Genomic DNA, 16,089 nt, shown 5'->3' with positions numbered 1-16,089 from the left:
AGTACCGCGCGCACCGTGCTACCGGTTCAAGTACCATTGCAGCACGCGCTTGTCATCGCCCACGCTGACGAGCCATTGATCACTGAGCCATACCAACGCGTTCACCGAATGGGTATGGCCGCCGTTGCTCCGGTCGAGCTTCATGAGTGGATCCATCGATGTGGCATCCCAGACCTTGATGGTCTTGTCCCGGCTGGCGGTGGCCAAGCGCGAACCATCGGGACTGAACATGGCACTGTAGATGGAGCCTTGGTGCGCCGGGATCTCCAGCACGCGCTTCCATTGCCCGTCCATTTTCCACGCGCATAGTTTCCCATCGCGGCCGCCTGTCAACAACACGGGCTTGGTAGGGTGGAAAGCCAGGCCGTAGGCTCCGCCTTCATGTGCGTCGAGGGTGATCAGTTCGTTGAAGTCGGCGGTGTCCAGGACGTGCACTCGCCCATCGTTCGCGCTTACGGCCAACCAATGCCCGTTGGTGCTGATGGCGGCACATCGCAGCTTGGCTTCGGACAAAAGGATCTGACGTTCCAGGTCCATGGTGGGCCAGTGCCATACCGCAAGTGAGCCTTCGCCCCCAAGGCTCAGGAGACGCGCACCATTGTCCGTCCAAGCACAAGCGAACACCCCTTTGGAGTGGAGCGTCAGGTTGCGTGTTTCGGCCCGGGTCGCAGTGTCAAGCACATGGACGGAACCGTCATCCAGTCCTGCCACCATGAGGTTGTCCCGCTGCGCCAAGCTGAAGACCGGTCGCGGCAACTGGGCCACGGCGATGCCTTCGGTTGCCGATCCCGTCTGCCAGCGCACCACGGTGCCATCGCTTCCCGCGCTCAGGAAAGTCGAGCGGGTTTCCTTCACCACGGCATAGACGCCGCCGCGATGACCGGAATGTGGGATGGGCACTTGCATGATCGCAGGCGCAAAGGTGCGTTGGTGGGGCACACTGACCGCTCGTCAGGTTGAACGACGCGGAGGTTCCCCTGATCAACGGGTGCAGCTACTTTCGGCCGCAGAATTTTCCGGTGAACAACACGACCATTTGTACAGCTCGTACCGCGCTGGAACCGGCACCGCACAGCAACATGGGCCGTTCGTGCCTCAGCGGGGCAGCAGGAAGCTGGTGAACCCATGAGCTACGGGAAATGGATCGTGGGTGGGTTGGGTTTCGCAGTGGGTGGACCTATCGGAGCGTTGGTGGGTTTCACGCTCGGAGCTCTGTTCGATCGCAGTGCCGAAGCCGGCGCGAAGACCATTGGCCAAGGGCGGCCGCACCAGCAACAGCGCACGCATCAGCACGAGGGTTTTGCCACGCCCGGCGATTTCGCCATGAGCTTGGTGGTGCTTACTGCTGCGGTGATGAAAGCCGACGGCAAGGCCACGCAGCGAGAACTGGAGTTCGTGCGTCGCTTCTTCCTGCAACAATTCGGCGAAGCCAAGGCGCGTGATCTGTTGCTGGTGCTGCGCGATGTCATGGACCGCGATATTCCGGTGGGCCAGGTGTGCGAGCAGATCCGGCAGAACGTCCCGCACCCGGCGCGGTTGCAACTGGTGCACTTCCTCATCGGCATTGCAGCGGCCGATGGCTCCGTTCACGCGGCCGAGCGTGAGATGGTGCGCCGCATCGCTACCTACCTCGGCATCAGCGAGCGCGACCTGGACAGCATGAGCGCCATGTTCCGCAAGCCCAGTGCGGCCAGCGCCTACGAGATCCTGGAAGTGGAGCGGACAGCCAGCGATGATGAAGTGAAGAAGGCCTACCGCCGCATGGTGATGAAACACCATCCGGACAAGGTGGCGCAGATGGGCGAGGACGTGCAGAAGGCCGCCGCGGAGAAGTTCAAGAAAGTGCAGGACGCCTACGAGCGCATCCAGCGCGAACGGGGAATGAACTAGGGCCGGTTACATTCGGCACATGCCAGCCGCCGAACAGAGGACCTGCCTGGAATGCGGCGAAGTGCTGCACGGTCGTGCCGACAAGAAGTTCTGCAACGACGCGTGCCGCAGCCTCTTCAACTACAGCGCGAACAACACGTCCATCAACTTCGTCCGCAACGTCGTCAACATCCTGCGGCGCAATCGGCGCATCCTGGAGGAACTGGTGGTTGAAGGCAAGCCGGTGCGTGTGCACCGCGAGAAGCTCCTGTTGAAGGGATTCGACTTCCACTACCACACGCACATCAGCAAGACGACCACGGGCAACACCTACGTCTTCTGCTTCGAGTACGGCTATCTGCCCTTGGACAATGATTGGTTCACCATCGTCCTGCGCACCGAGTACTTGGAACGTTCAGGCGATCTGCCCAAGAAGCCGCAGGCTTAGGACCGGTTCTTCAGCCCCTTGAGGCTTAAAGCTTCGGACTTGGGACTTGAAGCTTGTTCAGGCTCCCCAAGCCCAGATGATCAGCACGATCATCCCTAGCGTCAGGAGCGCTACGAGCACAGGTCCGCCGATCTCGTTCTGCTCGGCCTCTTGTGGAATGAAATCGTTGTGGTGATCGTGGCTGCTCATGGCTTTCGTTTCGTGGGCCGAATATAAAAACGGCCAACGGGCAAGCATGAACAAGCCGCGGGAGTTATCCCGGAGCGGCCGTTCGCGGCGGATCAGTTCAGGCTGAACGTCGGGGTGCGCTGCACCATGCGTGCGATCACCGCGCTCTCATTGCGGCGCATCCGACCGATCATGGTGGCCACCTGTTCGTCCAACTCGCGATCGCTCAGCTTCGTAAGATCCTTGTACACCGGCAGGCTGGTGCGGCTCTTCAGGATCAGGGCTATTTTGTAAGCGCGTGACATGTGGTTCCACCTAGAAGACGTGGACCAGGGGGGGAGGGATGCCTGCCCGATGTCAACGATCGGTTAACGGTGGTTAATGGCTCAGGAACGGCACGCAATAAGCCATTGCCGTTCCTCTTTTGCTCTGGATATCAGTAGCTTATGGCTAGCGCGGAACAGGTGCATACAGCCCGTATAGCACTGGGTTGCCGGGGCGACCGCGGTACGAAAGTCCAGGTGTGCCCAACCAGCGCCCTGTCTTGTTCCGCAGGAACATCCGAACGCGCAGGTTCTGGACGAACGCATCATGCTCGCTTGCCCTGAAAGCCAGATGGAGCGTTCTGCTGCCGTCCGGGCGGGGTAGGCCGGCCCACTTGGGCGCGCCGAACCAGCCCACGAAAGCACCGCCGTCGTACAACTCCAGTTCCAGCTCAGCCGGATCAGGGGCCGAGCGAGGTAGCACGGCCCGTACCTCGAACAACGCGTTCGCATCGGTGCATACATCGCCCACCTTGGCCTCCAGGATCGCCGGGAATTCCACCACCGTGCTGTCCGACCAGGGTTTGGCAGTGGAGTAGGCCATCGAGTGGTCATCAACCCCGCTCTTCACGAAACGGTACAAACTGCCTTCGCAGAAATGCTCCACGCGCTCAACAACCGGGAACCGCTCCTGCACCACGGCAAGCAGATCAGGCGGCGAGTTGGGCGCAAACCCGATGGTGGCCGTGCGCAGTTCTTCGTTGGCGAGCAGCCGCACCACTTTCTCCAAGCTGTCGAACTGCGACACTGTGAAGGTGTTCGCACCGGCGTTCAACTTCCATTTGTCGAGGTAGTGCTCGAGCATGGCCGACTGCGCATCGATGATCACGAGGTCTTGCGGGCCAGCGCTGGCCATGGCTTCGGCATAGGCTTCGTAACGGCTGTTGTACAACAGCGTGTAGTGCTGGCGGTCACGCACCAGCGCGGACACGGACAGCCCCGCGAGCACAGCACATGCACCGATGGTGATGCCGCGTGGCAGCGCCTTCAGCCCCATGAACAACGCGATGAGCAGGAAGGGGAACGAGAAGATGAGCACACTGTACTGGAGTACAGGTGCCCGCTGTACGCTGTACGCATAACCGATAGCGAGCGGCGCCACGCCGAGCAAAAGCGAAGTCCAGAACAGCCGTTCCCCCAAGCCGTTGTGGCGAGCTAGCTGGAACAAGCTCCAAACAACCAACGCGGCAACACAAGCCATCAGTGGCACCGAATACATGACCACCCAGGCGAGGTAGTCAGGGATCCATGTTGCACTTGGTGGATGCAGCCACGACGCAAGGCCGCCCATGCCCATCTGGTGCAGGGTGATGATGACGTTGGGCGCATAAAGCAGGACTGCCAGGGTGCAGGCCAGCAGAAAGCCACGGCGATGCCCGCGCGGCACGAGCCAAAGTCCTGCGCAAGCCAAGAGAGCAGCGGTCAATAACGCGAAGTGGTGTGCGTAGGCAGAAAGGACTGCACCCGCAACGAAGCCGACAAGATGGGCGCGACGGCCATCTGCCGCGAAGCGCACCAACTGATCGGCCATCAGCCCCACCGAGAAGAAGCCGAAGGCATAAGGACGCGCGAGTTGCCCATACATGACGGTGTATTGCGCCGTGGCCAGCAGTGCCGTTATGAGCAATGCGGCTTGGACACCGGCCCATGCGCTTGCAACACGGTACCAGTAGAACAAAGCCACAACGCTCAGCAGGATGAACGGCAGTTTCACGGCCACTTCGCTTGTGCCGAAGAGGTTCGTCCAGCACCAGAGGAACACCTGCACGCCGGGCGGGTGCGTGTCGCCGATCATCACACCACCGTGGATGGTCTGACCAAGAGAAGGGTAGAGGCGGAGCAGCGCGCTCAGCTCATCGTGTGCGAAGGGCAGGTTGGGAAGGTTCCACAAGCGCAGCACCGTAGCCAACACAAGCAACCCCATGAAAACCCACCGTTCGGTGCGGTCGCCGGGCAGCCATTGCGTGCTCATTCGCCACGCGCCATGTCGCGCTTCACGTCCTTCTCCTTCAGGCTGTCGCGCTTGTCGTGCAGCTTCTTGCCCTTGGCCAAGGCCACCTCCAGCTTCGCGAAGCCCTTGGCATTGACGAACAGCCGCAACGGCACGATCGTCACACCTTGGTCGCGGAGCTTGCGCTTAAGCTTGTCCAGCTCGCGCGCGTGCAGCAGCAGCTTGCGGTCGCGCTTGGGCTCGTGCACGAAATGCACGTTGGTGCCGTAGGGGTTGATCTGCATGTTGCGCACCACCAGGTCGGCGCCTTGGAACGTGCAGAACGCCTCGTTGATGCTGGCCCCGCCGGCGCGGATGCTCTTGATCTCGCTGCCCATCAATACCATGCCCGCCTCGTACGTGTCCAGCAAGTGGTACTCGAACGATGCTTTGCGGTTCTTGGCCTCAATGGTGCTCACGCGGCGAAGATGCGGGAAAGAGTGTCCGGACTTGGTCCAGCGCGTTTTCAAGCACTGCTTTGTCGTAGGCGCACACAGAGCCACGGAGGCACGGAGTTGGGCCCACGTGTCCACCACTTCATCACGGACGCTCCGTGCCTCCGTGGCTCCGTGTGAACCTTCCAGCCTCCTGGCTACTACTTGCGTCTCACGTCCGGCGCGCCCAAGATCCGATAGAGTTCGAAGAGCCCCCAAGCAGGCCCTCACGCCTCCACCACCTTCTTCTTCCGCCCGCGTTTCTTCACCGGGGGTGCTGGTATGGTGGTGCCCTCGGCCAACGCTTCAAGCAAGGTCTGCGCGTCCATGCCGCTCTGCAGGCCGTGCAGGAAGTTGAGCAGCAGGTCCGCGCCCTTCAGCTTGTTCGTCTTCAGGTGCGCGGCCACATCGTTCACCACCTTCATGGGTGTTTGTTTGCCTTTCAGCACACCTTCGGTGATGCGCTTGTTCTTGCGTTTGCCGCTCTTGTACAATTCCTCCACCTTGTCCGTGGCCTTGTTCAAAGCCTTCAGCAACTTGGCTGGCTCGGGTATCTCCTTGGCGAACTTCACGGCGGTGCTCGCTTTGATGCGATCGGCCTTGATCAGCTCCTGCACCTCAGGCGGCAGGGCCAGCACGCTCAGCAGCAGCGTGAACTTCACCTTGCCGAAGAAGTCCTCGAGGTTCTTCACATCCTCGCCGGCGTCCAGCAGGTGCTTCACTTGGGTGGCCACGTCCACTTCGTTCATCACGTCGTGGAAGTTGTTCTCGATGATGGGCAGCATCAGCCGGCCCTTGTCGTCGCCTTTGTAGATGCGCACCGGCACACGCTCCAGGTCCACGCCATTGATCTTGGCCAGGGCCGTTAATGCCTTGTCCTCTTTCAATTGGGCTAGGGCGGCCATACGGGTGTAGCCCGCTTGCAGGTGGTAGCCATCGCCCTTCTTGTCAGCGATCAGCGGCACCAGTATGCCGTACATGGCTATGCTGCGGGCATACTCGTTGATGCGGTCTTTGCTGGGTTTGATGGTGCGCGCGTTCGTGCCCAGCACGATTTCCGCCACCGCCACCCATTCAATGCTCTCCTTCTGTGTGCTCATTGGTTCATTCGGTTTCCTGGGCGTGCAACCTTCCGGGCCCCTGCGGGGCGAATGTGAGCACCCGCGACCAACCACAGGCCGGTTCGACCCGGCTGTTGATAAATTATGTTTTTCAATTGGCCGAGCGCCTCAAGAACTGAGATGAGGGGGGCCTTGAATTGCCACGCGGGTCCCTGAGGGTCAGAACCCTAACTCCTGTACAGCCTTGTAATTCGTAGTTGTACGACGTGCCGCTGCTTTTGAGCGGCATGGCGGTCAACGGATTGGGTATTGCCGAAGGCGGCGATTTTTAGTACTGAAATTGAATAGAATTACTAATGTTTGTTTTAGCACAAATGTTCATTAGAATTCCTTCAGCCCCGCTTTTCGCAATACCTTGTTAGCGGATGGCATATTTCTTACACTATTACCGTTTAATGGTTGATTAAAGTATTTTTCCATATTGTCAATAATTTTGTTGTCTAAGTTATCGTCAAATTTTCGAGCAAATAAATTGTCGCCCTCTAATAGAAACTTTATGTCGTCTTCTGTAAATGTTTTCGGTCGTAATTTAATATCTCCATCTGGTATCCATATAATTGCTCTCTTGTCATCATTTATAAGTACTCCCTCAAATGAAGTGTTCATCAAAACTGTTTGAAAAAAAGATTCGTCAGCAATAAGTGTGTTGGTATAATAATCTTCAAATTTTTTGGCTTCTCCGCTATTGCAAATAAATTCACAACATTCTCTTGTTAAAATCATCCATTGTCCGCCAATGTATGGTATTACATCTTTCAAGTATGCTCTTTTAAATGTTATTCCACTAATACCATTTTCTGTTTCTACAAAATGGTTTTCAATTCTGTTCATTGTTTCAGGTCTTACATCCAACTGGTCAGCAATTTTTATAAAGTTGTTCCCTTTGTTTTGGGTAAGATATTCTCTAATTATTTTTTGAGATTTTAATGGATAATCTTGTCCACTCAAATTAATGAAGAAATCCCAATTAAGGTTTAATTTAAGTAAATAATTCATTCCGTTTAGTTCTGCCTGAACCATACTATAACCACCCCAAACAACATTTTCACTTTCTAAAATATAGGTACTCGGAAATTCGGTCAAAAAATCTTTAATGTCATTATAAATGTCAATACTCGTTTTCTTATCTAAATGAATCAAATAGTAGTTTTCGGGGTGATAGAGTGCCTTGAAAAGTCGCTTGAATTGTTCTGGAAACCTGTGAACCAAAATAAAGTAAGCAATTGTTACTTGGTTTGAAATTGCATTTTCTGCACTACTGTCGCTGTCTGTCATATTATTTTTTGTTTATGTTAAATGTTTTGTTGTGAGGTCGGGTTGTGTCGCAATGCTTGCCGCTAACGGGCCTGCGCTTGACGAAGGCCGCCTTTCGTGATCTTGTTCCTGGGCGAAGTTATCATGCTTCAGGGGGAGTTGGCACCGGGACAAGGGCGGCTTGTGGCAAGCGCATGTTAGGTGTAGTAGCTTCTTTTTAGTTGATTCTTATACTTATCGCTCACGTTCGTCAACCTGCCGTACACCAAATACCGCAGTACCTGATCATAATTGTCAAACGTTTCGGAACCAATTTGTTTTCCGTGGCTGTAATAAATGATTTCATATCCAGCCTGCGATTGCTTGAGTTGGACTTCTCCATAGGTATCTTCCGTCCATGAACTCGGAGGGTTATGCTTCTTTAGATGTTCCAAGTATTCATCAGGAGTAACTTCTATAAAATAGTCCAATACGAACAAGGGGATTTCTTTCTTCCCGACAATCTTTTGGATTCTTTCCCAGTTCCACTGACCGTCTAGCCATTCAAATTGTTCTTGTTTCGACAGTTTCTCCGTGTTTCTTGCCTTCAGTTCTTCCACGACCCGTCTGCTCTCTGCCGTTTCTTTCCTTCTAAGAATCCAAAACCAAAGTTGCAGCAGTCCATACAGAATGAAGGGTAACGATACAACACCTAGTATTACATATGCCCACATCGTCTGGGTTGCTATTACACCTAACGTTTTGGGGCTTTGCGTTCGGGCGGGATTTCGAAGCCGAAACGTTCAGCTAATATACAAATTTCAATAGAAGTACAAAACCTGAATTTTGCACTTCAGCCCGCCTGACGCAAAACCCTTGTTAGCTGCCGTTTTTTTTGTTTCTGTATATATTAATTTCACTACTTGTCGCAATTACAAATGTTTCTCCGTCATATGAAAAACCATATGTTCTTAATTCGTAGTCGTGAAAAATTCTAAAACATTCTTTTGCTTCATTTTCTTGATAAATACTTTTAAAATTTGGTTCAAAAATAACGTCAATAATTGGCCATTCGGTCGCCATATATAAAAGTCCGTCTCCATTTTTATTCATTAAAGGCAATCCTCCTCCGTGAAGTCCACTTACAAATATTATTTCGTTCGATAAAGTACCAATTCCTTGAGAAGTCATTTCATATGAGTTAATCCAATCCCAATTTGTGTCATTGTCTCTTTCGATTAATTCACTACTTTGACAGTCAATTAACCCTCTTCCTTGACTTGAAATTACTAATAACAAATTTGGATTGTGTTTTGAAAATCCAATTTCTGTCAAACCTCCAATTGCAAACGTACTTTTTTTCCAACCGTTCGGCTCGTCAACTACTTTAGTTTGATTGACAAGATTTTGAAGTCTTTTCTTGTTTTCGTCTTCTTTATTTTTATTGAAAAAGTTCATTTTTGGTATCTCGTTTTAAAATGGCAGCTAACTGTGGGTTAACGCATTGCGTCAATATCCGGACTTGGTTGAAGGGGGGTGTTTCGTAAAGCCAGCCATAATGGGCTACAAAGCGAAACTGTCTCAACCCAGGTCAAGGTCATCGAGGGGGCTGCGGATCTTGCCAAGGGCTTTGGTGCTTACGTGGGTGTAGATCTCGGTGGTCTTGCTACTGCTGTGTCCCAGAAGGGTTTGAATATAGCGCAGGTCGGTTCCCTTCTCCAACAAATGGGTGGCGAAGGAGTGCCGCAGGGTATGCACCGTGGCAGGTGTTGTGATGCCCGCTTTCTCCTTGGCCCGATGGAAGACCAGTTGCACGCTGCGCGGCGAGTATGCGCCGCCGTCGGCGCCCTCGAACACGAATTGTGTCGGGGCATGCGCCTTCAGGTACGCTTGCAGTGGTTCCATCACCTTCGGGCTCAGCAGGGTGATACGGTCCTTGTTGCCCTTGCCGCCGCGCACGATCAGTTGCCCACGGTCGGTGGCCAGGTCGGCGAGCCGCAGGTTGGTGAGCTCGCTCAGGCGCAGGCCTCCGCTATAGATGAGCATGAGGATGCAGCGGTGCTTCGGGTTGTCCACCGCGCGGAGCAACGCGCCCACCTCTTGCTCGCTCAGCACCGTGGGCAGCTTGCGTTCCTTCCGCGGCCGTTCGATGAATGACACGCGCGAGGCATCGCCTACCACTTGGTGGTAGTAGTACCGCACGGCGTTCACCACCTGGTTCAGGTAGCTGTTGCTGGCATTGCCACGGGCCAAGTGGTGTTGGTAGGCCTCTATTTCCTCTTTGCTGATCGCGAGCGGCGCCTTGGTGGGGTAGTGGAGGAAGAACTGCTTGGTGGCGTTCAGGTAGGTCTTGATGCTGTTCGGGCTGTATCGCGCGATCTCCAGTTTCCGCCGCATCTGCTCCAACGCTTCCAGTTGTGCGGAGCTCATGGCCGGTGCCGCTGGTTTCGCGGATGCTGCGGATGGCGTCGGCTTCGCCGATCTCAGCGATTGCTTGGTCGGGGCGAAGAGGGCAGTGGTATCCACCCAAGCAAGTCCCTTGTACGCCGCGAACACGGCCTTCATGCTCTCGCCTCCGTTGGGCACATGCCAGCAATTGTGAGTGCGGCTCCATTGTGCCTCCATGGTCTTGGCCGCAGCAATGAGTGCACTGTCGTACGGAAAGCGAAGGGCAAGGCGCCGCGTGCCGTTGTGCGCGATCGCTTCGAGGCGAATGACGCGACGATCGACGGGTTTTTCGTCTGCCATGGGCGGCAGAAGTTATCACTTGCCTTCACCCCAACGCCACGTCCAGCACCATCATCACGATGAAGCCGCCGATGAAGCCCAACGTGGCGATGTCGGTGTACTTGTCCTGCTGGGTCTCGGGGATCACTTCCTCCACCACCACGTAGATCATGGCGCCAGCAGCGAACGCCAGCGCATAGGGCAGCACGGCCTGCATGTGGATGACGGCCACCGCACCGACGACCCCAGCGACGGGTTCCACTACCGCGCTGAGCTGCCCGTACCAGAAGCTCCGGAGCTTGCTCACGCCCTGACGGCGAAGCGGCATGCTCACGGCAAAACCCTCCGGGAAATTCTGCAAACCGATGCCAATGGCCAACGCGATGGCCCCACCGATGCTGGCTTCCGGCATGCCCGCCGCCACGCCGCCGAACAGCACGCCCACCGCCAAACCTTCGGGGATGTTGTGCAGTGTGATGGCCAGCACCAGCAAGGTGGTGCGGTGCCAGTTGGTTTGCGGGCCTTCGCTCTGTTTCGGGTCGAAGTTGATGTGCAGGTGGGGAAGCACCTTGTCCAAGCCGAACAGGAAAAGCGCTCCCAGCGCAAACCCCAGTGCGGGCGCAAGCCACGGGATGTTGCCCATGCGTTCGCTCATTTCAATGCTGGGGTTGAGCAGGCTCCAGAAGCTGGCGGCCACCATCACTCCGCCGGTGAAACCGAGCATGCCATCAAGCCATTTGCGCGAGGCATTGCCGAAGAAGAACACGAGCGAAGCACCAGCGGCCGTAACCAGCCATGTGAAGGTGGTGGCCAGGAAGGCGGCCAGCACCGGGTCGATGGAGGAGAAGAAGTCTATGATGTGGTTCATCGGACAAGGATGTGTTCGGCCGTGGCATGGCCCAGTTGGATGGTGCGGCCATCGCCGGTCTTCACGCTCATGGAGCCATCGAATTCATTTCGTGCGAGCACTTGCAGTTTGGCACCCAATCCCAGTTCCTGCTCGCTGAGGAACCGGAGGAAGTCGCGGCTGTGCATGCCCACGCCGGCCACCACGGCTCTTGAACCCACGGCCACCGTAGCCAGTGCTTTGAAGGGCGCCGCCTTCAATGCCCCGCTCTTGCTGGGGATCGGGTCTCCGTGCGGGTCGAAGGCCGGATTGCCGAGGAAATCATCGAGCCGGTCAACGAGCGGGGTGCTTTGGATGTGCTCCAGTTGTTCGGCCACTTCATGCACTTCGTCCCAACCGAAGCCGAGGTGTTGCACAAGGAAGGTCTCCCAGAGCCGATGCTTGCGCACAAGCGCGATGGCGTGCTCGCGGCCCTTGCGCGTGAGCGTGACGCCCTTGTAGGGCTGGTAGTTCAACAAGCCTTTCTCGCCGAGCTTCTGCAGCATCACCGTCACGCTGCTGGCCTTGGTCTGCAGGCGTTCGGCAATGGCGTTGGTGTTGGCGATGCCCGCTTCGAGCAAGCGGTGCACGGCCTTCAAGTGGTCTTCCTCGGAGCGGGTGAGCATGCGATGTCTACTGAGGCAAACATAGAACAATATTTAGAATCAACTAAAAATGGACTACGTTTGCGCCATGTGTCCCTCAAAGCAATTGCTCTTGGCCGTTGCGCTGCCCTTGGCTTCTTGGGTGCACGCACAAGTCGGCGAGGTGCGTGGGATCGTGCGTGACGGGGACGAGGCGGTGCCGTTCGCAACAGTGGAAGTGGTGGGTGGTCAGGTCGGCACCACCACGAGCGTGAACGGCGGCTTTGCGATCGCCTCGGTCCCTGCCGGGGCAGGCCAATTGATGATCAGCGCGGTCGGTCGCACGCCAGTTAACGTTCGCATCATGGTGGAACCCGGCCGAACACTGGACCTCGGCGTAGTGCAATGGCCAGCCGAAGCCAGCGAACTCAGCGGAACGGTGGTCACCGGCACCATGCGCGAGGTGAGCCGCGCGGACAGTCCTGTGCCGGTGGAAGTCATCACCCCGGCCTTCTTCCGCAAGAACCCGAGCCCGGCATTGTTCGATGCGGTCGGCATGGTGAACGGCGTGCGGCCCCAGGTGAACTGCAGCGTGTGCAATACGGGCGACATCCACATCAACGGAATGGAAGGACCGTACACCATGGTGCTCATCGATGGTATGCCCATCGTGAGCGGCCTCAGCACCGTTTATGGATTGAGCGGGATACCGACCAGTTTGGTGGAGCGGGTTGAGGTGGTGAAGGGCCCCGGTTCGGCGCTGTACGGCAGCGAGGCAATGGGCGGCATCATCAACGTCATCACCAAGAGCCCGGCCCTGGCGCACAAGCTCAGTGCCGATGTCTTCGGCACCACCTGGCAGGAATGGAACGCGGACATCGGTGCGCGCTTCGGAACCGGTAAGGTGAGCGACCTGCTTGGCGTGAGCTACTTCCATTACGACGCGCCCGTGGACCGCAATCGCGACGGCTTCACCGACGTGACCTTGCAGGAACGGTTGTCCATCTTCAACAAGGTGAACCTGCAACGGCCTCAGCGCCGTGTGGCCAGCCTGGCCTTGCGGTACGTTACCGAAGACCGCTGGGGCGGTGAGATGGACTGGACCGCAAAGGACCGCGGGAGCAGTGCGGTGTACGGCGAGAACATCCTCACCGACCGCTGGGAATTGATCGGGCAATATCAACTTCCGATGAAGGAACGTGTGGTCCTGCAAGCTTCGTTCAACGCGCACCAGCAGGACTCGTGGTACGGCAACACGCGGTACACGGCGGATCAACGTGTGTTCTTCGCGCAGGCCATCTGGAGCAAGCGGTTCGCCGCACGGCACGATGTGTTGGCTGGCGTTGCTTTCCGGCACACCTACTACGAGGACAATACCACCGCCACCGCACGATCCCCGCAACGAACACCCCTGCCAGGGTTTTTCCTTCAAGAGGAATGGAGCGCAACGGAAGCGCACAAGATCCTGTTGGGCTATCGCTTCGACCACGATGCTGTGCACGGTCCGGTGCACTCACCGCGCTTGGCCTACAAGTGGGCGCCGAGCGGCCGTTGGGCACTGCGCGCCGGTTTCGGCACGGGCTACAGAGTGGTGAACCTGTTCACGGAGGACCACGCGGCCCTCACAGGTGCGCGTGAAGTGCTGATCACCGAGGAACTCCAACCGGAACGGTCCATCAACGGAACACTGAACCTAACGCGGCGTTGGCCGGGAGAGAAGCGGGCGCTGGTCCTGGACCTCTCGCTCTTCCACACGCGGTTCAGCAATCGCATCCTACCGGACTACTACGTGGACCCTGACCTGATCGTGTACGACAACCTCGATGGACATGGCATCTCTCAAGGCATCAGCCTGAACGTTGAGAGCCGCTTGAGCCGCCACTTGCGCGCCTTCGTGGGTGCCACATGGATGGACGTGCACACCGTGGAGCATGGCGTGAGGCAGGAGCAGCTGTTCGCGCCGGACTGGTCGGGAACGTTCACCCTCACGGCCACAGTGCTCAAGCAATGGACCGTGGACCTTACCGGCCAGTGGTACGGCCCTATGCTCTTGCCGGTGCTCCCCAACGATTACCGCGATGCCTGGTCGCCGACATACACGTTGCTGAACCTGCAAGTGCGCCGCGCCATTGGCGAACGGTTCGAGTTGTACGGGGGCGCGAAGAACCTGCTCGACTTCGTGCCCAGTGATCCGCTGATGAGACCTGAGGATCCCTTCGATCAACACGCCAATGACCCGGTGACCAATCCGAACGGCTACACGTTCGACACGGCTTACATGTACGCACCGTTGCAAGGCGCGCGCGGGTTCCTTGGTGCGCGCTTCACGTTCTGATGGTCACCTGCGGCGGGATAGCTTCGCGGCCCGATGCTGTACCCGCTTCTTCGCCCGCTGCTCTTCCTCCTTCCTCCTGAGCGGGCACACCGGCTCACCTTCAGGCTTTTGGAGTTTGCCAAGCACGTCCCTGGTGCCTTGGTTATGTTCGGCGGGAGGAAGCCGCCCGGCGGCGCTTCCATCGAAGTGATGGGACTGCGGTTCCCGGGACCGGTCGGCTTGGCTGCAGGGATGGACAAGAACGCCGAGCATGTGGATGCTCTTGGGTGCATCGGTTTCAGCCATGTGGAGATCGGTACCGTGACGCCCTTGGCCCAACCCGGCAATGACCGCCCGCGCTTGTTCCGCTTGAAGCCCGACCGCGCGCTGATCAATCGCATGGGCTTCAACAACGATGGCATGGTGGCCGCCGCTGCGCGGTTGAAGTCACGGCCTTCGGGCATCATCGTTGGCGGCAACATCGGCAAGAACAAGGTCACGGCGAACGAGCTTGCGGTGGACGACTACGTGAAGTGCTTTGATGCGCTCCATCCGGTGGTTGACTACTTCACCGTGAACGTGAGCTCGCCGAACACGCCAGGGCTGCGCGCTTTGCAGGACCGCGGCCCGCTGCTGCGCATCCTGAACGAAGTCGGCAAGCGGAACCGTGCAACGGGCAAGCCAAGGCCCATTCTTCTGAAGATCGCCCCCGACATGACCAACGAGCAGTTGGACGACGTGGTGGCCGTGGTGAAGGAGAGCGGCATACAAGGTGTGGTGGCAACCAACACGACCATCTCACGCGCCAACCTGAAGACGCCCCATGCGCAACTGGAAGCCATCGGCGCAGGCGGACTGAGCGGAGCGCCGGTGCGTTCTCGGAGCACGGAAGTCGTGCGCTATCTGCGCGAGCAGTTGCCGCGTCCGTGTGTCATCATCGGGGTCGGTGGCATCGACAGTGCTGAAGCTGCTTTGGAGAAACTGGAAGCCGGTGCTGATCTCGTGCAGGTGTACACGGGCCTGGTGTACGAAGGTCCCGCGCTACTTAAGCGCATCAATGAAGCCTACGTGACATGGAAAAGCCACAAGTGAAGCTGATCGAGTGCCCGCGCGATGCCATGCAGGGCCTGCACGATTTCATCCCAACGGATGTGAAGGTGAGGTACTTGGATGAGCTGTTGAAGGTCGGCTTCGACACCATCGACATCGGCAGCTTCGTGAGTGCGAAGGCTATCCCGCAGTTGGCGGATACTACTGAAGTGCTGGCGCGCATTGGTACGTCGGAGAGCAAGTTGCTGGTCATCGTCGCCAATGAGCGCGGCGCCGAGGATGCCTGCAAACAAGAGCGCGTCACCTACCTGGGCTACCCCTTCAGCATCAGCGAGACCTTCCAACAGCGCAACACGAACACGAGCATCGAAGGCAGTTGGCAGCGGACGGCGCGTATCGCCGAAATGGCGCAGGCCAGCGGGAAGGAACTCGTGGTGTACATCAGCATGGCGTTCGGCAATCCCTATGGTGATCCATGGAATGCGGACATCGCGTTGAAGTGGACCGACCGGTTGGTCAACGAATTGGGCGTACGCATCATCTCGTTGGCGGACACCGTGGGCGTGGCACAGCCCGAGGATGTGGGTTCGATGTTCAGCGCATTGATCCCTGCCATGCCCCATGTGGAGTTCGGCGCACACCTGCACGCGCGGTTGGACAACTGGAAGGCGAAGACCGATGCGGCTTGGAATGCAGGGTGCCGTCGTTTCGATGGGGCGCTGAAGGGCTACGGAGGCTGTCCGATGGCCGAGGATGACCTGGTCGGTAACCTGGCCATGGAACTCTTTGTCGGCGATCTTGAGCAACGCGGCACCAGGACCGGGCTCGACCTCGCCCAGTTGCAACGCTGCGTGGAGCTGGCCGCCGGGGTGTTCCCCGCTGCCCGCTAGGCGCCTCCTCGGCTGCCATTGCTTTCCTTCGCGGCCCGTTCGCCTTCGGACG

The 16,089-nt window shown here is 57.5% G+C and carries 16 protein-coding genes; 5 read left to right on the top strand and 11 right to left on the bottom strand.

Going from position 1 to position 16,089, the window contains the following annotated elements; genetic code table 11:
- Positions 1-18: 18 nt before the first annotated feature.
- Positions 19-906, bottom strand: coding sequence for a WD40 repeat domain-containing protein (locus IPJ76_18385; GenBank protein QQR86524.1), 888 nt, complete (start codon positions 904-906; stop codon positions 19-21).
- 219 nt (positions 907-1,125) lie between these two features.
- On the opposite strand from IPJ76_18385, the gene IPJ76_18380 reads away from it, so the two are divergent.
- Together IPJ76_18380 and IPJ76_18375 are read left to right on the top strand one after the other, a co-directional pair.
- Positions 1,126-1,890 (top strand): TerB family tellurite resistance protein, encoded by a 765-nt coding sequence (locus tag IPJ76_18380; protein QQR86523.1) that lies wholly within the window; start codon positions 1,126-1,128, stop codon positions 1,888-1,890.
- A 19-nt stretch (positions 1,891-1,909) separates the two neighbouring features.
- Positions 1,910-2,317 (top strand): hypothetical protein, encoded by a 408-nt coding sequence (locus IPJ76_18375; protein ID QQR86522.1) that lies wholly within the window; start codon positions 1,910-1,912, stop codon positions 2,315-2,317.
- Positions 2,318-2,598: 281 nt separating this feature from the next.
- Here IPJ76_18375 and IPJ76_18370 read toward each other — a convergent pair whose 3' ends face one another.
- The 10 genes from IPJ76_18370 to IPJ76_18325 all read right to left on the bottom strand — a co-directional run bounded on the left by IPJ76_18370 (position 2,599) and on the right by IPJ76_18325 (position 11,825).
- Complete coding sequence (locus tag IPJ76_18370; protein QQR86521.1) at positions 2,599-2,790, bottom strand: hypothetical protein; 192 nt, start codon at positions 2,788-2,790, stop codon at positions 2,599-2,601.
- Between the two features lie 145 nt (positions 2,791-2,935).
- Positions 2,936-4,780 carry a glycosyltransferase family 39 protein gene (locus tag IPJ76_18365; protein QQR86520.1) on the bottom strand — a complete coding sequence of 615 codons (1,845 nt, stop codon included), beginning with the start codon at positions 4,778-4,780 and terminating at the stop codon, positions 2,936-2,938.
- Complete coding sequence (gene smpB / locus IPJ76_18360) at positions 4,777-5,217, bottom strand: SsrA-binding protein SmpB (protein QQR86519.1); 441 nt, start codon at positions 5,215-5,217, stop codon at positions 4,777-4,779. Before smpB ends, IPJ76_18365 begins: the two co-directional genes overlap by 4 nt.
- Before the next feature lie 242 nt (positions 5,218-5,459).
- Entirely contained in the window at positions 5,460-6,332 is an 873-nt protein-coding gene (locus IPJ76_18355) for a ParB-like nuclease domain-containing protein (protein QQR86518.1), read from the bottom strand.
- Between the two features lie 342 nt (positions 6,333-6,674).
- Complete coding sequence (locus IPJ76_18350; GenBank protein QQR86517.1) at positions 6,675-7,628, bottom strand: glycosyl transferase; 954 nt, start codon at positions 7,626-7,628, stop codon at positions 6,675-6,677.
- Positions 7,629-7,804: 176 nt separating this feature from the next.
- The gene (locus IPJ76_18345) at positions 7,805-8,206 is read right to left on the bottom strand and encodes a hypothetical protein (protein QQR86516.1); all 402 of its coding nucleotides are present in this window, start codon (positions 8,204-8,206) and stop codon (positions 7,805-7,807) included.
- A gap of 259 nt (positions 8,207-8,465) precedes the next feature.
- A complete protein-coding gene (locus IPJ76_18340; GenBank protein ID QQR86515.1) occupies positions 8,466-9,044 on the bottom strand; it encodes a hypothetical protein in 579 nt (192 codons plus the stop codon).
- A 123-nt stretch (positions 9,045-9,167) separates the two neighbouring features.
- Positions 9,168-10,334, bottom strand: a complete 1,167-nt coding sequence (locus tag IPJ76_18335; protein QQR86514.1) for a site-specific integrase — start codon at positions 10,332-10,334, stop codon at positions 9,168-9,170.
- Positions 10,335-10,359: 25 nt separating this feature from the next.
- Positions 10,360-11,181 carry a ZIP family metal transporter gene (locus tag IPJ76_18330; GenBank protein QQR86513.1) on the bottom strand — a complete coding sequence of 274 codons (822 nt, stop codon included), beginning with the start codon at positions 11,179-11,181 and terminating at the stop codon, positions 10,360-10,362.
- Positions 11,178-11,825, bottom strand: coding sequence for a metal-dependent transcriptional regulator (locus IPJ76_18325; protein QQR86512.1), 648 nt, complete (start codon positions 11,823-11,825; stop codon positions 11,178-11,180). Before IPJ76_18325 ends, IPJ76_18330 begins: the two co-directional genes overlap by 4 nt.
- A gap of 67 nt (positions 11,826-11,892) precedes the next feature.
- Between IPJ76_18325 and IPJ76_18320 the strand changes: the two genes are divergently transcribed.
- Genes IPJ76_18320 through IPJ76_18310 form a run of 3 tightly spaced genes read left to right on the top strand, consistent with a single transcriptional unit; the run spans position 11,893 to position 16,037 of the window.
- Positions 11,893-14,118: a TonB-dependent receptor gene (locus IPJ76_18320; protein ID QQR86511.1), complete on the top strand. Its 2,226-nt coding sequence runs from the start codon at positions 11,893-11,895 to the stop codon at positions 14,116-14,118.
- 33 nt (positions 14,119-14,151) lie between these two features.
- Entirely contained in the window at positions 14,152-15,189 is a 1,038-nt protein-coding gene (locus tag IPJ76_18315; GenBank protein ID QQR86510.1) for a quinone-dependent dihydroorotate dehydrogenase, read from the top strand.
- Positions 15,171-16,037: a hydroxymethylglutaryl-CoA lyase gene (locus IPJ76_18310; protein QQR86509.1), complete on the top strand. Its 867-nt coding sequence runs from the start codon at positions 15,171-15,173 to the stop codon at positions 16,035-16,037. Before IPJ76_18315 ends, IPJ76_18310 begins: the two co-directional genes overlap by 19 nt.
- Positions 16,038-16,089: the final 52 nt, after the last annotated feature.

This window comes from Flavobacteriales bacterium (genome assembly GCA_016699575.1).
Taxonomy (GTDB): Bacteria; Bacteroidota; Bacteroidia; order Flavobacteriales_F; family PHOS-HE28; genus PHOS-HE28.
Note: the sequence above shows the minus strand (reverse complement) of the source record. Positions and strands in the feature narration are given on the sequence as shown.